Below are 24,505 nucleotides of genomic sequence, written 5' to 3'. Positions count from 1 at the left end.
CTAGTTCTGACAGGTTCTTTCTGTCCTTACTTAATTCTACAGCTTGTCGTTTAAAAGCTGGATCATATTTCTTTCGCTCTTGTGTCATAAGTTAAATGTAAGACTTTATGCTTAACTTGTACTGTCCGCTAAATTAGCACATCCAATAGCGACCTACATATAAAGAGTTTTAGTTATTTTAGATAATAATAAAGTATGTGTGTTCTTTGATGTCTAAATAAAAAACAAACGCGCACATTATAAACCACAAATCAACGTAAAATAATAACAATGGAATTCTTCAAAAAGATAAAACAAATCACCCATTTAATGAAACAAATAGATTTCAACGAATTAGGTGAGATTTCAAAAAAAATAGATTTGCCTAAAATTATGAAATCTGTGGGAGAGTTGGACGACAACCAACTTAAAGGCTTGATGAAAATGCTTACTGAAAAAGTCAAGAAAGGACAACATAATCTACCACCTATCGATGGCGATTTCTACGATTTCGATTTAAAATTGACACAAGATCAGCGTGCCATTCAATTAAAAGTTCGCAACTTTATGGAAACAGAAGTACAACCTATTGCCAATTATTATTGGAACAAAGCCGAATTTCCGATGGAAATTATTCCAAAACTAGCGGCGTTAAATATTTGTGGTGTGACTTATGAAGGTTACGGCTGTCCTAACTTACCCTTTATGATGGAGGGCATTATAGCCGAAGAATTAGCACGTGTAGACGTGTCAATATCTACATTCTTTGGCGTACATAGCGGACTCGCTATGGGTTCCATTTACCTTTGCGGAAGCGAGGAACAAAAACAAGAATGGCTACCGAAAATGCAAAAAATGGAAGCTATTGGAGCTTTTGGTTTAACCGAGCCAAACGTAGGCAGTGGCGTTGCTGGAGGAATGGAAACGACTTGTAAAAAAGTGGGTGATGAATGGATATTAAACGGACAAAAAAAATGGATTGGCAATGCTACCTTTGCAGATGTTATTATTATTTGGGCACGAGATATAGATGATAACCAAGCTAAAGGATTTCTATTACGCAAAGGTAATCCTGGTTATACAGCAGAAAAAATTGAAAACAAAATGGCTTTACGGACAGTACAAAATGCACTCCTTACCATAACCGATTGTAAGATACCAGAAAGCGACCGTTTACAAAAAGCAAATTCTTTTAAAGACACCGCTAAAGTACTGCGAATGACGCGCGCTGGTGTTGCTTGGCAAGCCTTGGGTTGTGCAAGAGGCGCTTACGAGAGTGCGTTGAAATATACTAAAAAGCGTGAACAGTTTGGGAAACCCATTGCAAAGTTCCAGCTTATTCAAAATCATTTAGTAGAAATGTTAGCTAATCTTACAGCGATGAAAGCAATGGTGTATCGTCTTTCCGAATTACAGGATCAGGGTTTACTTACAGATGAACATGCCTCTCTTGCTAAAGTATTTTGCTCTATGCGTACTAGAGATGTTGTAAGTCGTGCCCGAGAAGTTATGGGCGGTAATGGTATTCTTTTAGAATATGATGTCGCGCGTTTTGTAGCAGATGCCGAAGCCATTTATTCTTACGAGGGCACAAAAGAAATAAACACATTAATTGTTGGCAGAGCCATTACTGGTTACAGTGCGTTTGTATAAAACAGAGCAATAAAGCATACGTAGTAAAATGTTATTATATTAAAAACACTTGCTAATGCAATAAATTAAAGGGAATAGACTTAAAATGATTAGAATTCAGAATACGCACGAGTCCAATTAAATAGTCGTCCTCGAAATAAATTAAACTTAAAAGGTCGAGATTAAAGTCTTGACTTTTTTTTACTAATACTCTTCTTGCTAACAATTGAACTTATTACTTAACCTCAATAGTAAATAGGGCTGAATACCAATGCCGAAAAGGAACTATTCAACCCTTTGGAATACATCTTTACACTATAATTAGTAAAACATTTAATTTTGTTACTCCTTTCTAGCGCTCATCATTGTCGTTAGCCCATTGGCTATATTGATTAAACTGAGAATCGTTCAAGATTTCTTTTAAAATTGCACCTTCTTCTTTTATCCGTTCATTTGCAGATAATTTATCATAGGGATGATCTAAGTCTGTGGACCACCAATTTTCCAAAGCAGTTTCATACATTTCAATTTGAGTGTCATCCATACGAAATCTAGAATATAATGCTTTCTGTCTGTCGGGATCGTTTAAATTCCAATTCTCATTGATGCTATCCGAATCTTCTGTGACATTAAAAGTTTCGTTATCTTCAAAATTACCGTTTTTCTTATAATTGGTAGTTTTGGTTAAATCTTCGTTTAATGGATTGACTCGACCCTCAACATTTTGCTCCGTTGTATTATTCTTACAAGAGAATACCACTCCTAAAATCGCAATTAATACTACTTTAAATACATTTTTCATCATATTTTCCAATTAAATTACACCTAAATATAAATAATGTTTGGAAATAAGATTTGCTCATTTGAAGTTATAATTGATCCGAAAAGAAATTAGCTAAGTCACTCCAACTAATAAAATTCAAGTACCTCTGGTTTTGCTAAAGAGAAATAATTCAATAAAAATTATGCAACTTTTGAAGAAGAGTATACTAAAAAAAATCCCGAAATATTTTCGGGATTTTTTTTAGTATTAAGAATATTTAGGAAAGGAAACTACGCTTTAAAGTGAGCAATTAAAGCCTCTAAATTTAGTTGGCTTTGTTCACCGCTTTCCATATTTTTTATAGTAAACGTATTGTTATTAAGCTCTTCTTCACCCACTAAAACAACAAATGGAATACTGCGTTTATTGGCATAATTCATTTGTTTTTTCATTTTAGCAGCATCTGGATATAGCTCTGCATTAATATGGTTTTCGCGAAGCGCTTGTACGGCTTTTAAACAGGCTAATGCTTCATTGTCACCAAAGTTTATAAATAAAACTTCGGTTGTTTTTGTAATTGTTGAAGGAAATAAGTTCAATTCTTCAAGTACTAAATAAATACGGTCTAAACCAAAACTAATACCAACACCACTTACATTTTTAAGTCCGAAAACGCCCGTTAAATCATCGTAACGGCCGCCGCCGCCAATCGATCCCATACTCACTTTTTTGGGGGCAGAAACTTCAAAAATAGCACCTGTATAGTAATTTAAACCGCGCGCTAAAGTAACATCCAATTGCAATGTTGCTGTTTTTAAGCCTAACGCTGTAATTGTTTTATTTATAGTACTTAATTCCTTAATACCTTTAGTACCTTCTTCAGAAGTACTTAAAATGTCTTTTAAACTTTCAATTTGAGACTCAAAAGAACCAGAGATTGTAAATAATGGTTGTAATTTATCAATTCCGTCTTGAGAAATACCCTTTCCTAGCATTTCTTCTTTTACTTTCTCCTCTCCTATTTTATCTAATTTATCTAACGCGACAGTAAAATCGATAAGTTTATCGCTAGCACCAATAACTTCAGCGATTCCAGATAGTATTTTTCGGTTGTTAATTTTAATAGTAACCCCCTCTAATTGTAAAGCTGAAAATACATTGTCGTACAACTGAATAAATTCGACTTCTTGAAATAAAGAATCACTTCCTACCACATCGGCATCACATTGATAAAATTCTCTAAAACGTCCTTTTTGCGGACGATCGGCTCTCCAAACCGGTTGCATTTGGTAACGCTTAAACGGGAATTCAATCTCGTTTTGATGTTGTACTACGTAACGCGCAAAGGGTACCGTTAAATCGTAACGCAAGGCTTTTTCAGAGATTTTAGCAGTCGTCGCATTCGAGTTTTTCTCTTGATATAAGGCATCATCGACTTTAGATAAATAATCTCCAGAATTCAATATTTTAAAAATCAATCGGTCGCCTTCTTCTCCATATTTCCCCATTAGCGTATCGGAATTCTCAAAACTAGGTGTTTCGATTGGCTGAAAACCGAAGCGCTCAAACTGTGTTTTTATCGTACTAAAGATGTAATTTCTTTTGGCCACTTGCTCCGGATTAAAATCTCTTGTGCCTTTTGGTATACTTGGTTTCTGTGCCATATCAAGCTCCTAAAATAGGGTAGTATTTTTAATTAATTATAAGTTGAAAATTGAAAGTAACACCGCTTCTTCATTTTTAAAATGATGTACTTTACACGTTCCTGTATTACAAAAATAATCGTTTTTGTTAGAATTATTTTAGTCGTCACCATCTTTTAAACATAAATAAGAGTCTTAATTAAGATGCGCTTTTTTAATTGATAATTTTAGACATATAAAGGTACAAATCGCCTTTTGTAATATTAGCACCTTGCTCTATTAATGTAAACTTATCTACATTTTTATCGTCAGTATACTCTTTGTGTGCTTGAACAAATTCAATATTTTCATCCATTAAATTCTCTCGTAACCAGTTAAAACCCTCTTGTGTCGTGACATCGATATCGTTTTTAACTTTGATCCCAATAAGATGCATTCGGTCTTCATTTAAAGCAAATAAATGAATGCTTTGTGGCGAGATATGCTCTAAATATTGCGCCTGACCAAGAACGCCTTCCCAAACTAAATCGCTAAAAACGTCTAGTTCTAGCTCGGCTAATTCTGGTTTATTGCTTTTTAAAGCTTCCCATTCGGTAGCAGTAATTGTTTGCGATGCCAGAAAATTAATAAATTCTTTGTGTAATTCTTCAAATTGTTCTTTTGTAAGTCTTGCGTATTTCATCTAAAAAATAATTACGTTTTGTTTTGCGTTTTACCGTTGTTCTTGTCATGTATTATTTGCTAAGTTGCAATGCTCTCGCGGCCGCAAAAGGTCTATCGGTTGCAAAAACATCGATACCTTTTTGGTGCCATAGGGCATACAGACTATCCCCTTTGGTTTCCGCTTGTTTATCTAAGTTCCCTAATGTTCCTAAAATTGTTTTAATTCCTTTATTGTGGATGGACGCATACAGTTGTTCCGGAGACAAGCGTGTTCCCGTAAACGCGAACATATTTTCGGGTGGAATTGACGACTGTAATAACCAGTTAAATTCTTTGGTATTTCTTGCCGATACTGACAATAATAAATCTGGCGCTAGTTTGTAAGCGGTATGTGCTTGTTCCATAGTGTAGGTGATAATTACACATACATCTTCTGCTTTTTCAGTTCTAATAGCGCTTATAACATCTTTAGCAGCTACACTCTTTTTAATGTCTACCGTTAACACCACTGCATTCGCTTTTGCCCATTTTAAAACGTCACTAAATAGAGGGATTTTAAAATTCGTTACGGTACCATAATCATCTTTTAGATTAAAATCTAGTAATTGATTATAGGTATAATTAGTAAGGTTTCCTGTTCCTGTAGAAGTACGATCTAAACTGTTATCGTGTAAAAGCACGAGCACACCGTCTTTTGTTTTAGCTACATCAATTTCGTAAATAGCAGAGATACTATCGTTAATATAGATTAAGGTCTCTAAACTGTTTTCTGGATAGTTTTTTAAGCCTTTACCACCTCTATGTACACTTATTATAGGCGCAGCGTTTTCTTTGTATTTAAAGGCGTCTATTAAAGCCGAAGGTTTTAACACTTCTGTGTTATTTTTGGCTTGATTTGTTGCAGGCTTCGATTCGTTTTTACACGAAAGCATACCAAATACTAATAAAATTAAATATAAATGCTTCATTACTTTCCTTTTTTTTTTAATGACTAAGTCCAGAAAAATTGGTATAAAAAATGCGCTTCTAAATTATAGAAGCGCATTTAAAAAAATCAGATTATAAAATCTGTTATTGTTTTGTATTAAGCTTGCGCTCCTACAACTTCAAATTCTAAGTCAACAGTAACATCTCTGTGTAAACGAATAATAGCATTGTATTTACCAGTACGTTTTACAGCTCCACCAATAACATTGATGAATTTTTTATCTATTGATTGTCCTTCTTTCGCTATTGCTTCAGCAACATTGATGTTGTTTACAGAACCAAATAATTTGTCTCCTGATCCAACTTTAGAAGTTATTTTAATCTCAAGAGCTTTAAGTGCCTCTGCAACTTTGTTAGCTTCTTCAACTATTTTCTTTTCTTTATAGGCACGTTGCTTTATGTTTTCAGCTAATACTTTCTTTGCAGAAGCTGTAGCTAAAGTAGCGTGACCTGTAGGAATTAAAAAGTTTCTACCATAACCGTTCTTTACCGTTACAACATCGTCTTTAAATCCTAAATTTTCAACGTCTTGTTTTAATATAAGTTCCATAGTTACGGGTATTTTATTTTAATAAATCTGTTACGTAAGGTAATAACGCTAAATGACGCGCTCTTTTTACTGCTACAGATACCTTTCTTTGGTATTTTAAAGAAGTTCCTGTTAAACGTCTAGGTAAAATTTTACCTTGCTCGTTTATAAAACCTAATAACCAATCCGCATCTTTAAAATCCACGTATTTAATACCAGATTTCTTGAAACGACAGTATTTCTTAACCTTGTTAGTTTCTATATTTAAAGGAGTTAGATATCTAATTTCTCCTTCTTTTTTTCCTTTTGCTTGTTGTTCTATAGATGCCATAATTATGCTTTTTGTTTTAATTTAGCTCTTCTTCTCTCAGCCCACGAAATAGCGTGCTTGTCTAAAGTAACTGTTAAGTAACGCATAAAACGCTCATCACGTCTAAACTCAATTTCTAAAGGCTTAATTGCTTCACCATCTACTTCGTACTCAAATAAGTGATAAAATCCGCTTTTTTTGTTTTGAATTGGGTAAGCTAACTTTTTCAAGCCCCAATCTTCTTTTGATACCATCTTAGCTCCTTTAGAAACGAGAAAATCTTCGTATTTCTGTACTGTTTCCTTTATCTGCACTTCAGATAAAACGGGATTTAAGATGAAAACAGTTTCATAATGATTCATAAAAATCTATTTTATTGTTAAATTGGGTGCAAAAATACTTATTATTATTATATATCACAACATTATTTCGAATAAAAAACGACTCGTTTAAAAGCGTTAACATTGTGTTAAAAAAACACTTAAACGATGTTTCTTGGTTTTTAACCGAATTTTTTGTACTATTGTCGATAACTAAACCTAAATATTATTTCGCTATGACTTTAAATTGTGTAGTAGTTGATGATTCAGCAATCCAAAGATTGTCGATTGTTAAGCTAATAGAAAACCACAAGGCGCTAAATCTGATTTCTGAATATAGTAGTGCGTTAGAAACTAAAAACGGACTAAATCATCATAAAGTTGATCTTATATTTTTAGATATCGAAATGCCTGTGTTAAACGGTTTCGAATTATTAGATGTTTTAAATAACAAACCGCAAATTATTTTTGTTACTGGAAAAACTGAATATGCGTTTAAAGCCTTTAATTACGACGCCACCGATTTTTTACAAAAACCAATTACCAGAGACCGTTTTAACCAAGCGGTAGATAAAGCTATTGAACAGCACAAACTAAAGCTTGATTATACAGAGGCCGAAGGTGAGCATATTTTTGTAAAAAGTAACCTAAAAAAACGTAAAGTCTATGTTAAGGATATTAAATGGATTGAAGCTCTTGGTGATTACGTAAAACTAGTTACCGACGATACTTCTCTTGTTGTATTATCTACAATGAAAGCTTTTGAACAAGAATTACCTGAAGGTAGGTTTTTAAGAATACACAAATCTTACATCGTAAATCTAGATAAAGTAGATCGTTTTAATAGTAAAAATGTTGAAGTGGGGTCTTTCGAAATTCCTTTAAGCAGAAACAAAAAAACACTGCTTGTAGATGCTTTAAATAATATTTAAGCTGAAGCATTACAGTAATAAAATATAGATTAATCCTGCTCTTCTTGGGTAGGATTTTTTTTATATCTCAACTATTAGTGTTTCATTTTACACAAAAGAGAACCCTATTAAGAATCTTTTTAAAAATTACTTTTAGACCTATAAATGCTCACAGCTCTACATAAAAAAGAGAATTCTATATAAAGAATAGATTTAAAAGCTATTGTTATTTTAGTAATTATCGACATTTATAATTACACGAACGGGTCTAAAATTTTTAACCGCATTAAAACTCGTATTGATTTTATGTATGGCTTCTTTAGTTTTATTTAGCGATTGCTTTTGCGGTATTTTAATTAATATGTTTTTATTATACTGGTTACGAACTCGCGACACCGGCGGAAACTCTGGCCCTAAAACATTGGCTTTAAAGACTTGTCGTAACGATTTAGCAAACCAATCGCCTGCCATATTTACACGATCGTAATCCCGATGGCGTATCGTAATTTTAATCAACCTATAAAATGGCGGATATTTAAAATTATAACGTTCTTGAAGTTGCTCTTTAAACATTCCCTTATAATCATTAGTCGATACTTGCTGAACAATTTTATGGTAAGGGTCATACGTCTGTATTAGTACTTTTCCACGTTTTTTAGTACGCCCTGCCCTACCCGACACTTGCAACATTAACTGAAAACTGCGTTCGTGTGCTCTAAAATCTGGGAAATTAATCATATTATCAGCATTCATAATGCCTACTAATTTCACATTCCTAAAATCTAGACCTTTGGTTAACATTTGCGTCCCCACCAAAATATCTATTTCCTGTTGCTCTAAGGCTGTAATTATTTTTTCGTAACCATATTTACCACGCGTAGTATCGAGATCCATTCTTCCAATATTTCGTTTTGGAAAAAGGACTTTAAGTTCTGCTTCAATTTGTTCAGTACCGAAACCTTTCGAATTTAAATCTTTTACACCACAAGCCAAACATTTTACTTGCATCGCCATTGTATACCCGCAATAGTGACATCGCAATTGATTGCGGTATTGATGGTAGGTTAAACTTACATCGCAATTGGTACATTGTGGCGAATGACCACAGGTATTACATTCTACAATTGGCGAAAATCCCCGTCTGTTTTGAAATAAAATAACTTGATGGCCTTCTTCTAAAGTAATTTGTATTTCTTCAATCATTCTATCGCTAAAATGACCTTTCATTCGTTTCTTTTTATGCTTTTCTTTAATATCTACCAGTTCAATTTCTGGCATTTGCACATTATTGTAGCGTCTGTTAATTTCTACAAGACCATACTTATTTTCTTTCGCATTATAATAACTTTCCAAACTTGGCGTAGCACTTCCTAAAAGTGTTTTTGCCTGATGAATATGTGCTAAAACGATGGCCGTATCGCGCGCGTGGTATCGCGGAGCGGGATCAAATTGCTTAAACGACTGCTCGTGTTCTTCATCGATAATAATTAAACCTAAATCATTAAAAGGAAGGAAAATAGACGAACGGGCACCCAAAACAATTCTAGCTTTTGGCGAATCGTGTAACACGTTATTCCACACTTCTACACGTTCGTGGGGAGAGTATTTACTATGAAACACGGCCACTTGCTCACCAAAATAATCTTGAAGTCGCGTTACTAATTGTGTTGTTAACGCTATTTCTGGTAACAAATACAGTACTTGCTTATTCTCACTTAATACTGTTTCTATGAGTTTAACGTACACTTCCGTTTTCCCTGAAGACGTTACCCCGTGAAGCAATACTGTTTTTTGTGTTTTAAAAGATTCTATAATCTCATTTAAAGCCTGTTCTTGATGTTCGTTTAAGGATTTTGAAGCTTCATTCTCATCACCATCATATTCCACACGATCGGTTTGAATATGGTATTCCTCAAGGATGTCTTTATCGATTAACGTTTTAATAATAGCGGAAGAACTTCCGCTAGCCTCCACCAAATCGGTAACTTTAATCGGTTTTTTGGTTTTGGCAGTTAATGTAAATAAAGAGAGTACTACTTCGCGTTGTTTTGGTGCGCGACTTAACACATTTAGCAGTTTGGTTAACTCAGCTTCCGAGGAATAGTTACCATTTAGTTTAACGTATCTAACGTATTTTGGCTTGTATTTCTCATAAACTTCTTCTTCAACGGTAATTGCTTCTTTTTCAATTAAACGCTTAATAATGGGAAGCACATTTTTCTTATTTAAAATGCTAGAAACTTCCTTAATTTTTAATGCTGATTGCTGGCATAATGCTTCATAAACCAGAAACTCATCATCCTTTAAATCGGCATCATTAATAGTCGTTGCCGTGTTTAAACTTACAATGGTTTCACTTTCTAGAATAAAAGCATTTGGCAATGCAGCGCGCATAGCCTCGCCAATGGTACACATATAATAGCTAGAAATCCATTGCCATAATTCGATTTGCTTATCGTTAACAATAGGCGCTTCGTCTAGAATTTGATGAATTTCTTTAGCGTCGTATAACACCGGAGCTGTGGTATGAATATGTCCAACAATTCCGGTATAAATTTTAGATTTCCCAAAGGGAACAGACACACGCATCCCGATTTTTAAAAATATAGATTCCGCTTGCGTTATGCTATACGTAAATAGATTTTCGATGGGAATTGGTAATATAATATCTACGAAGTGCAAATTCAATACATTATTTTATAAAGGATTATAAGAGTAATAAATGCCGATAAATTAGCGGTTTATTTTACACGCTCCCAATATTGAGTTGAATATAAAAAGGCAATATAACCACGAACTTGAAGCACGTCTTTATTATCGGTTAAACCTAAGCGGCAGGTATATTTTTTGCCTTTTGTTGGATCGAAAATGGTTCCTTCTTTATAATATTGACCACTCTTTTCCATATTTTTTATAATCTCCAAGCCTAAAATTGGCTGGCCTTTTTCGTCACCTTCGCATGTATCGCAAATAGCGTCTCTTTTGTCTTTATTTAAAATTTCGACAACCTTACCAAAGACGTAATCATTCTTTTTATAAATTTCTACAATACTTTTGGCTTCTCCAGTTTCGTCATCAATAGTCTTCCATTTTCCGAAGATATCTTGAGAGAAACTTGAAAGGGAAGTGAGTAAAGCGATAATAAGGATAAATTTATTCATTTTTTTGATGTGTTTTTCTCAATCTAATTAAAGACATATTAAGTTCAAATCCTAATAAAAGAATATTTGCATTTAACCACAAATAAAATAACAAAATTAGTAACGCGCCGATGGAACCGTACAGTTTATTGTAGTTTGAAAATTGCTCGATATAAACACCAAACAAATACGAAGTTAACATAGTTAAAAGCGTTGTAAATAAAGCACCTGCAGAAAAGAACTTAGAATTTTTTCCTTCTTTAGTCCCAAAATAATATAAGGTCGCAGTAGCAATATACGTCATTAAAACAAAAAAACCGTATTGCGCAAATTTTGCCCAAAAGCCTGTTTCCCGGCGCGTTTCGTACCCATAACTATCAAACACTTCCATTAAATTGTCGACAATATAAATTTGAAAGTACCCCAAAACGGCTACGGTAACTATCGATAAAAACGCGAGTATTAACGCAACACCTAATGCATACAAATATTGTTTAACAAAAGACCGTATTAATTGCTCGTGGTATGAATTTTCGAAAGCTTCAAAAAGAGCACTAACGCCATTTGTCATTAAAATAATAGCAACTAAAAACACGGTAGAGATTAATCCGCTTTTTGTATTGTTTCCTTTTAAATTTTCAAAAATGTTATCGTGAAAAAACTCTGTTGTTGTTGGTGGTAAAACCGATTCTAGAAAAGCCAAAAAGTCATTTTCAAAACCAGCTATAGGAACATATGGAATTACAATAATAATAAATAGTAAAAACGGAAATAGCGCCATAAAAAAGCTGTAGGCTATAGCACTTGCGCGTGCCGTTAAAGCTCCTTTAGCGATACCGATAACGTAAAGCTCGAGTAAATCGTAAAGCGACAGGCCTTCTAAACCAGGCAATTTAAATCTATCTAATAACTTTACTAAGTTACTAACTATAGGTATTTTACTCAGTTTTTCTTCTATTTCTTGCGACATTAATCGTAGCGCTTAAGGTTTAATTAATCGACTGCTTTTAAACTTAAATCCATATTGTAAACCGAATGCGTTAGTGCACCAGAAGAAATATAATCGACACCACATAATGCGTAATCGCGAATCGTATCTTCGTTAATTCCTCCAGAACTTTCTGTTAAACACGTATCTCCAATTAGTTGTACTGCTCTTCGGGTATCGTCGTAATTAAAGTTGTCTATTAAAATTCTGTAGACACCTTCGGTTAGTAAAATTTCTTCAATTTCAGCAAGATTTCTAGCCTCAACAATAATTTTTAAATCGCGATTAGTCTCTTTAAGGTAGTGCTTTGTTTTTTCGATGGCTTTAGTAATTCCGCCAGCAAAATCGATATGGTTATCCTTTAGCATAATCATATCATACAACGCAAAACGGTGGTTTTCTCCACCTCCAATCGTTACCGCCCACTTTTCTAAAGCTCTAATTCCAGGAGTCGTTTTACGTGTGTCTAAAATTTTTGTACCTGTACCTTCTAGTAAATCTACAAACTGTTTCGTTTTAGTTGCAATGGCACTCATGCGCTGCATCGCATTAAGCACTAACCGCTCTGCCTTTAAAATAGACTGCGATTTACCTTCAACATAAAACACAATATCTCCGTATTTAACAGGCGCGCCATCTTGGAGCAAGGTGTCTATTTTTAAATCTGGATCAATGCTCTTAAACACTTGTTTTGCAAAACTAATTCCAGCAATAATGCCGTCATCTTTTACCAATAGTTTTGCTTTACCAGTTGCAGAATCTGGAATACAAGCCAACGAACTGTGGTCGCCGTCGCCAACATCTTCACGAATAGCATTGGCTATAATCAACTCTATTTCTTTATCAAATTGTGCTTTACTAATCATTGATTTAATCTTTAACGCTAAAGTAATAAATTGATTCTCGTTTTTTGAATTTTAATTGTAGTTTAGCGACAAATCAATCAAAATTATAGTAAAAGTTGATTTTACATTTCCGGTTTTCCGCATTTACGGTCTAATTTACACTACTTGTGCTCATAATACTCACATATAATGAAGTCTTTAGATAAAGGTTAAATAGAAATTAACACCCTTATTTAGACTAAAGACGATTCGGAATGACTATAATATATTTACCTTAAAAATTGTTTTTAAATGACCATAAAACTTATCGCTATCGGTAAAACCGACAGCAAGCAATTACAATCTTTAATCGACGATTATTGCAAGCGTTTAGGCTTTTATATCAAGTTTAATTTAGAGATTATACCAGATATAAAAAACGTTAAAAATTTAAGTGAAGCCCAACAGAAACAAAAAGAGGGCGAACTTATTTTAGCAAAAATTAGCAGTACCGACGCTCTTATAGTATTGGATGAAAATGGAAAGCAAATGGATTCGGTAGGTTTTTCTAATTATTTACAAAAACATATGAATTCTGGTATCAAGCAAGTTGTTTTTGTAATTGGTGGCCCTTACGGATTTTCAGAAGACGTTTACAGCCTGGCCAAAGGAAAAATCGCGTTATCAAAAATGACCTTTTCCCACCAAATGGTACGTTTATTTATAATTGAACAATTATATAGAGGGTTTACAATTTTACGAAACGAACCGTATCATCACCGTTAAATTTCAGCAAAACCAGAAAGCATTATTCTCTAGTTTCTGTAACTATTCATCACCTCACAAACAGAACTGAGTTCGCTTAAAAAATCAGTATTATTTTATTTTTGAAACACTAATTATTGACTTATGAAAATAGTATTCGCTACCAATAATAAAAACAAAATAAAGGAAGTTCAAGCCTTAATTCCAGAGTCTATAAAACTCCTTAGTTTAGAAGATATTGGGTGTTTGGAAGAGGTGCCAGAAACCCAATCTACAATTAATGGCAATGCTTTACAAAAAGCACAATACATTAAAGCGCATTATGATTACGATTGTTTTGCCGACGATACAGGTTTAGAGGTGTCTATATTAAACGGAGAACCCGGTGTTTATTCTGCACGTTACGCAGGCTCACAGCGCAATGCCGATGATAATATGGACAAACTTCTTCTTAATTTAAAAGATAAAGAGAATAGAAACGCTCAATTTAAAACCGTTATTGCACTTCAATTAAACGGTGAAGTCAAAACTTTTACTGGCGTTTGCGAAGGCTCAATTACAGAAACGAAGCGCGGAGATAAAGGTTTTGGTTACGATCCTATTTTTATGCCTAAGGGCTACAGCTCTACATTTGCTGAAATAGATCTCGAAGTCAAAAATAAAATCGGCCATCGTGGTAAAGCTGTTAACGAGCTCATTAACTATTTGAGTACTTTAAAATAATCTTTAACAAATACTTGCACCTCTTTTAAATATTTGAAAATATCTTTGTAAAAAACAACACCAATGTTTCAATTACTTAAAAATAAGAGCAAACTCAATTCACTAAAACGTAAATACACGCAACGTATTGAAGACTCTAAATCACTATCGGATAAAGATAAAATTGAAAAACAAAAGTTGCTTCAAGAAGCACAGATGCTTTTAACTCAGATTGATGTGTTAAGTAAGTGCTAATGCTATATTTCTTCTTTTAAAACTCCAATTACGTAATCTATTTCTTCTTTAGTATTGAATTTACTGAATGAAAAACGAATGGATGGTTTTTGTAAGTCGGTGTCACTTAAAATCTCATTTAGAACGTGAGATCCCAAACTACTTCCGCTTTGGCACGCACTCCCTTTAGAACACGCAATCCCTTTTAGATCCAACTTAAACAGTAAAATCTGTCCTTTTTCTGGAGATACTGGCAAACAAACACTCAACACGGTATAGGTGCTTTTCTGGAAGTCAGCAGAGTCTCCATTAAACAGAATACCTGGGAAATTTGCCTTTAGCTGCGCTATAAAATAGCGTTTTAAGCCTTCAATATGTGGGCGTTCTTCATCAAGGTTTGCATACGCCAATTTTAAGGCTTCTTCCAATCCTAAAATATTATGAATAGATTCTGTACCGGCCCGAACGCCGCGCTCTTGTTCTCCCCCAAAAATTAAGGCTTTTAAATTCGATTTTTTTCTTACAAAGGCAAAACCAACCCCTTTTGGTCCGTGAAATTTATGCGCACTTACAGCTAAAAAGTCAATAGGAATTTCTTGTAAATCTAAGCGGTAATGTCCTACCGATTGTACGGTATCGCTATGGAAAAGTGCTTCGTAGGTTTTACATAATTCAGCAACAGCTTTAAGGTCTAAAATAGTGCCTATTTCGTTATTAATATGCATTAAACTTACGAGTGTTTTATTGGGTACTTTCAATAATTGCTCAAGATGGTTTAAATCTATATTTCCTTTAACGTCTAAATTAACATACTCTACAATAATAGGATATTCACGTTTTAATTGGTCTAAGGTATGTAAAACGGCGTGATGCTCAATTTTAGAAGTAATAATTGTTTTTACCCCCAAATCTCTAACCGCACTTCTTAAGACTAAATTATCGGCTTCAGTACCTCCAGAAGTAAATATTATTTCCGAAGCAGACACATTAAACTGTTTCGCAATCGTTTTTCTAGTGTTTTCAATTATAGATTTTGCCGAACGCCCAAAACTATGCGTCGACGACGGATTGCCATAATTCTCTCGCATAACACTAGCCATTTTTGCAATAACCTCTTCTCGCATCACTGTCGTGGCGGCACTATCAAAATATACTTGTTTCATTTTTTGTGAGTTTTCAAAGTGTGAAATATCTCTTACAATGTCTTAAAAAAACGACTAAGAATGCATCATTTTCAACACTCAAAAATAAGTCAAATAAAATTAAATGCAATAAGAAGCGTTATAATTTGACAAATCTATTATTTTTGTTCTTTAACACACTTTATATGCGCACCCTACTTTCTGCTTTAGCACTAAGCTTTTTATTTTATTCTTGCGATGATGGCGAGATTATAACAACCGAATTAACCTTTGGTAACACATTTGAAGCGTGTGGTGATCTTGTTTTTTATAAAATTAAAACCGATCCAGACGAGTCGCTTTCGTTATTAGTAAAAAATCCAGATCTTGCTTTAACCGATTTTTATGTTACCGTTCCAAGAACCGACAACCCTTATTTAGTAGAATTGGTAGACACGCAAGTGGTGGTCTCCATCTCTGAAAACAACGCCTTAAACTACCGCTCTTACGCCACTATACCTGAAAATTTATTTTGTAATGATATTCCTCCGGCAAATATTCAAGTCACCCAAGACTTAACCTCTGGTGGAAAAGCTACTTTTACTATTGTTTTAATTGAAGATGATAACGATGGTATTCCTGCAAAATTTGAAGATATTAATGGCAATGGGAATTTAGAAGATGATGATACCGATGGTGATGGCATCCCTAATTATTTAGATGTAGACGACGATGGTGACAATGTTTTAACTGCAAATGAGAGTCCTAATTTTTCTATAGCTGATGGTTTAAGCTTAGCTTTAGATACCGATGGCGATGGCACTCCAGATTATTTAGATGGTGACGATGATGGTGATGGTGTATTAACTCGCGACGAAGAAAACGCAACACAAGACCAAAACCCAACCAACGATATTTCTAACAACACGGTGGGCCCTGATTATTTAAACCCTTTAGTCTCAACGTCTGTCTCTGCCACAGCGTATAGATTACATAGTATAAAGCAACAATTTGTTGTTACATTAAATTTAGAAAACTTAACGTTTGAAGTTGTTACGCAACAATTTCTTGATTTTGGTACGCTCAACGATGCATCAACCAGTAAAACAAGAACATTAACTCCTAACTTTTAGGTTTAATCGTTAGGATCTATGTTCTGAAAAATATAGACTTCGGTAGCTCCTAGTCCGTATTTTTTGTAGTCGGCAGCGTAAAATTTCACATTATTATAGCGACCAAAAAGGTATTCTAACTCTAATTTTAGAGTGCCTTCTCCCACACCATGAATAAAGACTACTTTTTGAATTTTTTTCTTGATGGCAAAATCTAGTTTATGGCGCGCCGTATCGAGCTGTAAGTTCTTTTTATCGTAACTGCTCATTCCGCGTTCCGATTTTACCAATTGATGAATATGTAAATCCACTTCCATTGTGGGTTGGTAACGCTCTTTAGCTTTTACTTTAGGTACTTGCTTTCTTTTTGCGGTAGATTTTTCTGAAAGCACTCGCTCGATACTTTGATTAGAAAAAACATCTTCTTTTAATTCAGAATTACCTTGTTTTACGATCTCTGACGCTTCAAATTCAAGTTCAAAACCATCAACATCTTCAATAGTGATCGCATTGCCTTTAATTTTTATAATTATTCCTGAAAGATCTTCGTCTAAGACAAAAATTTTATCTCCTTTTTTAAATTTCATTCTTATCTTCCTTATAATTAACAGTATCCTCCTTATCTGTTTTACTCTCAATCGTACTCGAAATTCTATAAATACCAACTATAAGAATAATAATTCCTACCACTAAAAGAATTAAGTTTTGTTGCTCTTCAGCATCTGCATAAATAGCTATTGCACTACCTACCAAGATTAATAAATAACTAATTGTATTCTTTTTCATATATTAATTTATTAGCGCTAATATATTGTTTTCTATTTTCAATATTTGTAAGTTACTTTAATAAAAGCGGACTTATAATAAAAAATAAGAAGTTAAAGTTTGTGTTTTTCTGTATATTAGCACATTACGCCCTAAATAATTAATACCGACTACCTATGAAGTTTTTAACGACATTATATGTTTTACTGTTTTTTACGAGTATAAGTTACGCGCAACTATCCGTTAGAGAAGATGCCTATATTTATGTTAGCGATAGAGTTGTTTTTGTTCAAGATAAAATAACTTTAGGAGTCAATTCTGATGAAACGTCTCCTGCTATTTATTTGCGTGATGAAGCACAATTAATTCAAGGTACAGAAAACATAAATAACTCAGGAAGAGGTCGTTTAAGCGTCGAACAAGAAGGTACAGTGCATAATTATGCGTTTAACTATTGGGCTTCTCCAGTAGGAAATGTGGACGCTGTAGATGATTTAAATAGAACGTTTAGAGCAGACGATGTTATTTTTGAATCTGGTGATATTATTAACCCTAATGACGCCATTTTTATAAATGGTTATGATGGGTACTCTTCTCCTTTACGAATCGCTTCTTACTGGCTATATGCTTTTAATCCTGGGGTCGCTTACTCTGAGTGGGACCACCTTTTAAGCACTGGAGAAATTGACGCAGGTTACGGTTTTACAATGAAAGGATCTGATGGAAGCACCGGAGTATCTTATGATTTTAGAGGGAAACCAAATTCTGGGACGATAGCAACCGACATTCTAGCAGAACAGAATACTTTAGTAGGCAACCCCTACCCTTCGGCTTTAGATGCTCTCAAATTTATTCATGACCCAGATAATGTCGCTGTTTTAAATGGTACTCTGTATTTTTGGGAACAAGACCAAACGGTGATGTCTCATAATACCACAAGCTATGTTGGTGGTTATGCGCAATATACTATTAACAGTAATGGTACAATTATGAATTTTACTCCCGCAGTTTTTAAAACCTATAATGCTGATGGCTCTGTAAATGATGATGGCCCTACGAATACATCTTCTAAAGAAGTTAAAGAATTTATACCCATAGGACAAGGCTTTATGGTAGAAGGTAAATCTGGAATCCCTGCGCCTTCGGTAACTACGTTTAAAAATGAGCATAGAGTGTATTACAGAGAGTCTGGCGACGCTAGTGAGTTCTTTAAAACAAACCATACAACTACCCAATTAAATACTACTGTCGATAACGGTCCCGAAGCACAAAGTTATATTGTATACGATGCCAATGGTGTTCAAATATTACCCGCAAACGTTAAGCGTTTCCGCTTAAATGTTGATTTTGATGATACGTACACTAGACAAATCTCTCAAACTTTTACAGCGGAAGCAACCCCGGGTTTCGATTACGGTTTAGAACTTAAAAATGCCTCAGATGAAACGGCAGAAGTGTATTTTAAAAATGACAATGACGCTTCTAAAATTTTAGGACAGGCCTTTAGTTTCGATGAAGATTTGAAGATTCCTTTATATTTTGAACTCTCTGAAGCGAAAAGTGTAAGAATTAGAATTTTTGATATTCAGAATTTTGCTGACGATCAGGATATTTATATTCACGATATTAATAACGAAATTTATTATAATTTAAGAGAGCAGAATTTTAATATCAATCTTTCTGCAGGATTATACTTATCTAATTATGAAATAACCTTTAAAGAAAGTGACGGTACATTATCGGTATCGTCGTTTGAAGACTCAAGTTACTCGGTATTGCAGAACAATAACACTGCTCAATTAGTGATAAACAACCCGGAAAACTTAGATATTAAATCGTTTAAATTAATTGATATTTCTGGAAAGCAATTAATACATACGAATACAATGAAAAACCAATCGCGATACGAATTTGACACAAACAACTTAAGCGATGGTGTTTATATTGCTATAACCACCTTAAAGACCAATGAAACCTTGAACAAGAAAATAGTGATTACAAACAAGTAATTATTTTTTAAGACCTCTAAAGCCGACACTTCTTTTTAAGTATCGGCTTTTTTTTATTCTTATTATTTAATTACTTTTAATGAAATGCTTTTTATGACACTTCCCGAAGACTATATGTTGCCCTGCCTTAATAAAAAACTATTTGGTTTTGAGTGTTTAGGTTGCGGTTTACAACGTGGAATATCACTACTTTTTCACGGTCAGTTTATAGATGCTTTTAAAATGTATCCGGCAATTTTTACTTTAATACCTTTAGGATTATTAATTGCGAGTACCTTTATATACAAATTTAAATATGCTAATAAAATAATTAATGCTTTGGCTATAGCGTCAGTTTTAATTATTATTATTAGTTTTATCATTAAAAAAACCAACTAACATATTCAAATAATGAAAAAAGAATTAAAACCAACTTTAGTCTACGTCCTTTCTATTTTTAGTATTCTATGCTGCTGTTTTGGCGGTTTAGGTGTCTTACTAGCAGCTCCAGCCTATTATATTGCTAATAAAAAAATTAAAGACGCACAGTTACATCCTGAGGAATATGAAGGAAACATAAACACAATGAATACCGCAAAAATTATTGCACTCGTAGCTGTTGCAATCAACGTACTATTTCTTGTTTATACAATCTATATGTTTAGTACTGGAGGTTTTGATGAAGCAATGGAAGAGTTTAAACAGGCTATGGAAGAAGCTCAAAGGGCACAACAATCGTAATATAAAACTAAAGCTGATTGTAGATAAAAAAAGCGACCAATTTTATAATTGGTCGCTTTTACTTATATAATAATTCGAAAATTATTTCTCGAAGGTCTTTAATGTTTTGGTAATAATAGAAACACAATCTAATAATTGCTCTTCTGTCATTACTAAAGGTGGTGCAAAACGAATAATATTACCGTGTGTAGGTTTTGCTAATAATCCGTTGTCGCGCAGAGCCATACAGATATTCCAAGCAGTATCACTATCTTCAGAATCGTTAATTAAAATAGCGTTTAATAAGCCTTTCCCTCTTACACCGTTAACAATGTTAGACGTTTCAACAAATTTTTGCATTTCAGCTCTAAATAACTCACCCAAAGTATCGGCTCTATCGGCTAGTTTTTCATCTTTAATAACTTCTAAGGCCGCAATTCCAACCGCTGCAGCAATAGGGTTTCCGCCAAAAGTACTCCCGTGATTTCCTGGTCTAATAACATCCATAACGTTATTATTAGCAAGTACCGCAGATACAGGGTAGGCCCCTCCAGATAACGCTTTTCCTAAAATTAAAATATCAGGTTTCACTTCTGGCGTTCCAGAACAGTGCTTATCTTCACAGCTACAGTTTCCACAAGTTGCTAATAAGCGTCCCGTTCTTCCAATTCCTGTTTGTACTTCGTCTGCAATAAATAATACATTATGTTTTTCACATAGTGCTTTCGCTTTTGCTAAATACCCTTCAGAAGGCACATAAACACCTGCTTCACCTTGAATAGGTTCTACTAAAAATCCTGCAACATTAGGGTTGCTTTCTAATACTTCTTCTAAAGCAACAAGGTTATCGTATTCGATTTTAATGAACCCTTTAGTGTACGGTCCGAAATTTTTACGAGCTACAGAATCGTTAGAAAACGATATAATTGTTGTTGTTCGTCCGTGAAAGTTATTTTCACACACGATTATTTCAGCTTCATTTTCTCCAAGACCTTTTACTTCGTAGGCCCATTTTCTACAGATTTTTAAAGCAGTTTCTACCGCTTCAGCCCCTGTATTCATTGGTAATAATTTATCAAAGTTAAACGTTTCTGAGGCGTACTTTTCAAATTTACCAAGCATATCATTATAAAACGCTCTAGACGTTAAACTTAATGTTTGCGCTTGCTTGGTCATTGCATCTACAATTTTTGGATGACAGTGACCTTGGTTTACTGCCGAGTAAGCAGACAAAAAATCGTAGTACTTTTTACCTTCAACATCCCAAACGAATACACCTTCTCCTTTACTTAATACAACTGGTAAAGGGTGATAGTTGTGGGCTCCGTATTTGTTTTCTAAGTCCATCGCTTTTTGCGACGTTAATTGTTCTAAAACAGCCATTATAATGGAAATTTAAATTTAAAAAATAGCCATTCCTACTTCATAAATCCATAATAAGAATTTGTTTTGGAGAGAAATCATCCATATAAATTGCAAATTACTAAATCTGGACGCCAAATCAAATAAAACTTAACACACTTATCATAAATTTAACGCTTCATACCTCACTAATAAACAGTATAATTCACTGTTTATTAGTGATTTAGATATAATCTAGACTTAGTAAAAACAACTCTACTTTAAACAAAAACATAAATTATCTTGTATTTTTTGAATTGTAGTGATTAAATAATATAAAAAGAAAGTATTTTTGTGCCTATGTCAAGAAAAAAAACTAAAAAACAGATTTTTACAAACGTAGAGGTTTTAGATGCTGCTGCAAAAGGTAAAACGGTAGCAAAAGCGCCAGATGGAAAAGTTATTTTTATCTCTAATGCTGTACCAGGCGATATTGTAGATGTACAAACATTTAAAAAGAGAAAATCTTTTTTTGAAGGTAAGGCGACTGTTTTTCATAAATTAAGCGACAAACGTACCCCCCCAGAATGTGAGCATTTTGGTACTTGTGGGGGTTGTAAATGGCAGGATATGGGCTATGAGCACCAATTAAATTACAAACAAAATGAAGTTACCAATAACTTAATTCGTATTGGACATATAGAATTACCCGAAATTACTCCTATTTTAGGATCTGCGAAACAGTACTTTTACAGAAATAAAATGGAGTTTTCTTTTAGCGATTCAAGATGGCTTACACTTGAAGAAATACAATCGGATGAAGATTTAGGCGATAGAAATGCTTTAGGGTTTCATATTCCAGGGATGTGGGATAAAATTTTAGATATTAGAAAATGCCATTTACAAGCCGATCCTTCCAACGCTATTAGAAACAGTGTTAAACAGTTTGCTTTAGATAATGAGTTAGAATTTTTTAACCCCAGAAATCAAACAGGATTATTGCGAACTATGATGATTCGTACGGCGTCTACCGGTGATATTATGGTATTGTTTCAACTTTTTAAAGAAGATAAAGAAAAGCGCGAATTAATATTAGATTATATCGGAGAAACTTTTCCAGAAATCACCTCTTTACAGTACGTTATTAATGGGAAAGCAAACGACACTATTTACGATCAAGAAGTGATTTGCTATAAAGGACAAGATCATATATTTGAAGAAATGGAAGGTCTTAAATTTAAAATTAATGCCAAATCATTTTACCAAACGAACTCCGATCAGGCTTACGAATTGTATAAGCTAACCCGCGAATTTGCCGATTTACAAGGCGACGAATTAGTGTACGATTTATATACAGGAACTGGAACGATTGCACAGTTTATTGCTAAACACGCAAAAAAAGTAATTGGTGTAGAAGCGGTACCAGATGCTATTACTGCCGCAAAAGAGAATGCACAATTTAACGGTATAACTAACGTTGAGTTTTATGTGGGTGATATGAAAAATGTATTTAATGCCAATTTTATAAACTCACACGGACAACCAGATGTTATTATTACCGATCCGCCAAGAGACGGAATGCATAAAGATGTTGTACAGCAAATACTTAATATTGCGCCTAAAAAAGTGGTATATGTAAGTTGTAATAGCGCTACTCAAGCTAGAGATTTGGAGTTGATGGATGCCCAATATAAAGTAACAAAAGTGCAAGCTGTAGATATGTTCCCGCAAACGCATCACGTAGAAAACATAGTGCTTTTAGAAAAACGTTAAAACACAGTACAATTAAATAACAGAAGATAAATACGACCCTTTTGAAAAAAATAATAGCCTTACTTCTACTTGCTCTCACGATTACATTAAGTTGTGAACGCGACGATATTTGTTCTGGAGAAACCCCAACCACTCCGCGTTTAATTATCGATTTTTTAGACTTATCAACGATAACTTTAGAAAATCCTAAAAATGTAACTAAGTTTAGGGCAGAAACGGTAGAAGATATGCGTGTATTAGACGATTATAATATAAAAACAATAGACCAAGTTATTCTTCCTCTTAAAACAAACGATACCGTTACTAAATTTAGATTTTATAAGGACTATGCCATTTCCGATAATGATACCCCAGACGATACATCGGATGATTTTATCACTGGGAATCCAGATATTATTACCATTGAATATGCCACTGAAAACGTGTATGTTTCTCGTGCTTGTGGCTATAAATCTATTTTTAAAAACATAACCATAACGGTTGAAGATGATGGCGACAACTGGGTACAAGTCATACAACCTGTTAACGACAATCAAACCATAGAAAATGAAGATAACCCGCACTTTAACATCTTTCACTAGTACTTTATTTTTATTGCTATTTTGTGTTACTGCAAATGCACAAGAGCCAAATGACGCTACGAAAAAACCGACTGACACGCTTGTTATTAAACAAAAATATGGTTTAAGATTAGGTGCCGATATTAGTAAGTTAGTCCGTTCATTTTTAGATGATGAGTATAAAGGTTTCGAAATTAATGGTGACTACCGACTTACAAAAAACTGGTATATTGCTGGAGAATTGGGTACTGAAGAAAAAACGACGCGTAATGATTTTTTAAGCTCTACGGCTAACGGAAGTTATTTTAAAGCTGGTTTTGATTATAATATGTATAACAATTGGGTGGGAATGGAAAATATGATCTACAGTGGCTTTAGGATTGGTGCAAGTACATTTTCTCAACAACGAAACAGCTATACGGTGTACAGCACAGACCAGTTTTGGACCCCTCAATTCACCTCTACTGACACAGAGAAATTTAGTGGATTATCTTCTATTTGGGCTGAATTAATAATGGGGTTTAAAGCGGAAGTACTGTCCAATCTTTTTTTAGGTATTCAAGCACAATTAAAATTTTCTATTTCTGAAGATGAACCAGCCAATTTTGGAAATAATTATATTCCCGGCTTCGGAAAAACGTATGATGGTAGCAATATTGGCGTCGGTTACGGATATACGGTTTCCTATTTAATTCCTATTTTTAAGAAGAATAAGTAACGTTTACTAAGGTTATA

Annotated in this window: 27 protein-coding genes; 12 read left to right on the top strand and 15 right to left on the bottom strand. The window is 34.0% G+C overall.

All coding sequences use genetic code 11. From position 1 onward, the window contains the following. The first annotated feature begins 270 nt into the window (after nt 1-270). Nucleotides 271-1,632: an acyl-CoA dehydrogenase family protein gene (locus ES676_RS10365; RefSeq protein ID WP_148370257.1), complete on the top strand. Its 1,362-nt coding sequence runs from the start codon at nt 271-273 to the stop codon at nt 1,630-1,632. Nucleotides 1,633-1,963: 331 nt separating this feature from the next. Here the strand turns inward: ES676_RS10365 and ES676_RS10360 are convergent, their stop codons facing one another. From ES676_RS10360 to rpsF, 7 genes are all read right to left on the bottom strand, one after another. After that, entirely contained in the window at nt 1,964-2,416 is a 453-nt protein-coding gene (locus tag ES676_RS10360) for a hypothetical protein (RefSeq protein WP_148370256.1), read from the bottom strand. Nucleotides 2,417-2,664: 248 nt separating this feature from the next. Then, nucleotides 2,665-4,038 (bottom strand): histidine--tRNA ligase, encoded by a 1,374-nt coding sequence (hisS, locus tag ES676_RS10355; protein ID WP_148370255.1) that lies wholly within the window; start codon nt 4,036-4,038, stop codon nt 2,665-2,667. Between the two features lie 193 nt (nt 4,039-4,231). After that, the gene (locus ES676_RS10350; protein WP_148370254.1) at nt 4,232-4,699 is read right to left on the bottom strand and encodes a DUF6495 family protein; all 468 of its coding nucleotides are present in this window, start codon (nt 4,697-4,699) and stop codon (nt 4,232-4,234) included. A gap of 52 nt (nt 4,700-4,751) precedes the next feature. Next, nucleotides 4,752-5,648, bottom strand: a complete 897-nt coding sequence (locus tag ES676_RS10345) for a glycerophosphodiester phosphodiesterase family protein (RefSeq protein WP_148370253.1) — start codon at nt 5,646-5,648, stop codon at nt 4,752-4,754. Nucleotides 5,649-5,764: 116 nt separating this feature from the next. Further along, nucleotides 5,765-6,217: a 50S ribosomal protein L9 gene (gene rplI, locus ES676_RS10340; RefSeq protein WP_148370252.1), complete on the bottom strand. Its 453-nt coding sequence runs from the start codon at nt 6,215-6,217 to the stop codon at nt 5,765-5,767. 13 nt (nt 6,218-6,230) lie between these two features. Then, the gene (gene rpsR, locus ES676_RS10335) at nt 6,231-6,527 is read right to left on the bottom strand and encodes a 30S ribosomal protein S18 (protein WP_148370251.1); all 297 of its coding nucleotides are present in this window, start codon (nt 6,525-6,527) and stop codon (nt 6,231-6,233) included. 2 nt (nt 6,528-6,529) lie between these two features. Then, on the bottom strand, nt 6,530-6,868 hold the full coding sequence (rpsF, locus tag ES676_RS10330; RefSeq protein ID WP_148370250.1) for a 30S ribosomal protein S6: 339 nt from the start codon (nt 6,866-6,868) through the stop codon (nt 6,530-6,532). A 194-nt stretch (nt 6,869-7,062) separates the two neighbouring features. Between rpsF and ES676_RS10325 the strand changes: the two genes are divergently transcribed. Continuing rightward, nucleotides 7,063-7,758, top strand: a complete 696-nt coding sequence (locus ES676_RS10325) for a LytR/AlgR family response regulator transcription factor (RefSeq protein WP_148370249.1) — start codon at nt 7,063-7,065, stop codon at nt 7,756-7,758. 210 nt (nt 7,759-7,968) lie between these two features. Here ES676_RS10325 and priA read toward each other — a convergent pair whose 3' ends face one another. From priA to nadC, 4 genes are read right to left on the bottom strand one after another with little or no spacing between them, the layout of a single operon-like run. Then, nucleotides 7,969-10,419, bottom strand: a complete 2,451-nt coding sequence (gene priA / locus ES676_RS10320; protein WP_394348790.1) for a replication restart helicase PriA — start codon at nt 10,417-10,419, stop codon at nt 7,969-7,971. Nucleotides 10,420-10,478: 59 nt separating this feature from the next. Continuing rightward, a complete protein-coding gene (locus tag ES676_RS10315; RefSeq protein ID WP_148370247.1) occupies nt 10,479-10,898 on the bottom strand; it encodes a DUF2147 domain-containing protein in 420 nt (139 codons plus the stop codon). Beyond that, nucleotides 10,891-11,847 carry a YihY/virulence factor BrkB family protein gene (locus tag ES676_RS10310; protein WP_148370246.1) on the bottom strand — a complete coding sequence of 319 codons (957 nt, stop codon included), beginning with the start codon at nt 11,845-11,847 and terminating at the stop codon, nt 10,891-10,893. Before ES676_RS10310 ends, ES676_RS10315 begins: the two co-directional genes overlap by 8 nt. Nucleotides 11,848-11,870: 23 nt before the next feature. Further along, the gene (gene nadC, locus ES676_RS10305; RefSeq protein WP_148370245.1) at nt 11,871-12,731 is read right to left on the bottom strand and encodes a carboxylating nicotinate-nucleotide diphosphorylase; all 861 of its coding nucleotides are present in this window, start codon (nt 12,729-12,731) and stop codon (nt 11,871-11,873) included. A 270-nt stretch (nt 12,732-13,001) separates the two neighbouring features. Here nadC and rlmH point away from each other — a divergent pair, with 270 nt between their 5' ends. The 3 genes from rlmH (at nt 13,002) to ES676_RS10290 (ending at nt 14,411) form a co-directional block, all read left to right on the top strand. After that, the gene (rlmH, locus tag ES676_RS10300; protein ID WP_148370244.1) at nt 13,002-13,475 is read left to right on the top strand and encodes a 23S rRNA (pseudouridine(1915)-N(3))-methyltransferase RlmH; all 474 of its coding nucleotides are present in this window, start codon (nt 13,002-13,004) and stop codon (nt 13,473-13,475) included. A gap of 123 nt (nt 13,476-13,598) precedes the next feature. Next, nucleotides 13,599-14,177: a non-canonical purine NTP diphosphatase gene (locus tag ES676_RS10295; RefSeq protein WP_148370243.1), complete on the top strand. Its 579-nt coding sequence runs from the start codon at nt 13,599-13,601 to the stop codon at nt 14,175-14,177. A gap of 63 nt (nt 14,178-14,240) precedes the next feature. After that, a complete protein-coding gene (locus ES676_RS10290) occupies nt 14,241-14,411 on the top strand; it encodes a Lacal_2735 family protein (protein WP_148370242.1) in 171 nt (56 codons plus the stop codon). A gap of 2 nt (nt 14,412-14,413) precedes the next feature. On the opposite strand, the gene ES676_RS10285 is transcribed toward ES676_RS10290, so the two are convergent. Further along, nucleotides 14,414-15,553 (bottom strand): cysteine desulfurase family protein, encoded by a 1,140-nt coding sequence (locus tag ES676_RS10285; RefSeq protein WP_148370241.1) that lies wholly within the window; start codon nt 15,551-15,553, stop codon nt 14,414-14,416. Between the two features lie 164 nt (nt 15,554-15,717). On the opposite strand from ES676_RS10285, the gene ES676_RS10280 reads away from it, so the two are divergent. Then, the gene (locus tag ES676_RS10280) at nt 15,718-16,644 is read left to right on the top strand and encodes a hypothetical protein (RefSeq protein WP_148370240.1); all 927 of its coding nucleotides are present in this window, start codon (nt 15,718-15,720) and stop codon (nt 16,642-16,644) included. A gap of 2 nt (nt 16,645-16,646) precedes the next feature. Here ES676_RS10280 and ES676_RS10275 read toward each other — a convergent pair whose 3' ends face one another. Continuing rightward, nucleotides 16,647-17,210 carry a DNA mismatch repair protein MutS gene (locus tag ES676_RS10275; protein WP_148370239.1) on the bottom strand — a complete coding sequence of 188 codons (564 nt, stop codon included), beginning with the start codon at nt 17,208-17,210 and terminating at the stop codon, nt 16,647-16,649. Next, the gene (locus tag ES676_RS10270; RefSeq protein WP_148370238.1) at nt 17,200-17,409 is read right to left on the bottom strand and encodes a hypothetical protein; all 210 of its coding nucleotides are present in this window, start codon (nt 17,407-17,409) and stop codon (nt 17,200-17,202) included. Before ES676_RS10270 ends, ES676_RS10275 begins: the two co-directional genes overlap by 11 nt. Nucleotides 17,410-17,564: 155 nt before the next feature. Here ES676_RS10270 and ES676_RS10265 point away from each other — a divergent pair, with 155 nt between their 5' ends. From ES676_RS10265 to ES676_RS10255, 3 genes are all read left to right on the top strand, one after another. Then, nucleotides 17,565-19,397: a T9SS type A sorting domain-containing protein gene (locus ES676_RS10265; RefSeq protein WP_148370237.1), complete on the top strand. Its 1,833-nt coding sequence runs from the start codon at nt 17,565-17,567 to the stop codon at nt 19,395-19,397. A 93-nt stretch (nt 19,398-19,490) separates the two neighbouring features. After that, complete coding sequence (locus ES676_RS10260; protein ID WP_148370236.1) at nt 19,491-19,775, top strand: DUF2752 domain-containing protein; 285 nt, start codon at nt 19,491-19,493, stop codon at nt 19,773-19,775. A 12-nt stretch (nt 19,776-19,787) separates the two neighbouring features. Continuing rightward, the gene (locus ES676_RS10255; protein WP_148370235.1) at nt 19,788-20,117 is read left to right on the top strand and encodes a CCC motif membrane protein; all 330 of its coding nucleotides are present in this window, start codon (nt 19,788-19,790) and stop codon (nt 20,115-20,117) included. A gap of 81 nt (nt 20,118-20,198) precedes the next feature. Here ES676_RS10255 and rocD read toward each other — a convergent pair whose 3' ends face one another. Beyond that, the gene (rocD, locus tag ES676_RS10250; RefSeq protein ID WP_148370234.1) at nt 20,199-21,479 is read right to left on the bottom strand and encodes an ornithine--oxo-acid transaminase; all 1,281 of its coding nucleotides are present in this window, start codon (nt 21,477-21,479) and stop codon (nt 20,199-20,201) included. A gap of 318 nt (nt 21,480-21,797) precedes the next feature. On the opposite strand from rocD, the gene rlmD reads away from it, so the two are divergent. Genes rlmD through ES676_RS10235 form a run of 3 tightly spaced genes read left to right on the top strand, consistent with a single transcriptional unit; the run spans nt 21,798 to nt 24,488 of the window. Then, nucleotides 21,798-23,210, top strand: a complete 1,413-nt coding sequence (rlmD, locus tag ES676_RS10245) for a 23S rRNA (uracil(1939)-C(5))-methyltransferase RlmD (protein WP_148370233.1) — start codon at nt 21,798-21,800, stop codon at nt 23,208-23,210. Between the two features lie 41 nt (nt 23,211-23,251). Further along, nucleotides 23,252-23,791 (top strand): DUF6452 family protein, encoded by a 540-nt coding sequence (locus ES676_RS10240; RefSeq protein WP_148370232.1) that lies wholly within the window; start codon nt 23,252-23,254, stop codon nt 23,789-23,791. Next, nucleotides 23,757-24,488: a DUF6048 family protein gene (locus tag ES676_RS10235; RefSeq protein WP_148370231.1), complete on the top strand. Its 732-nt coding sequence runs from the start codon at nt 23,757-23,759 to the stop codon at nt 24,486-24,488. Before ES676_RS10240 ends, ES676_RS10235 begins: the two co-directional genes overlap by 35 nt. Nucleotides 24,489-24,505 lie beyond the last annotated feature (17 nt).

The organism is Bizionia saleffrena (genome assembly GCF_008086175.1).
GTDB lineage: Bacteria > Bacteroidota > Bacteroidia > Flavobacteriales > Flavobacteriaceae > Bizionia > Bizionia saleffrena.
Note: the sequence above shows the minus strand (reverse complement) of the source record. Positions and strands in the feature narration are given on the sequence as shown.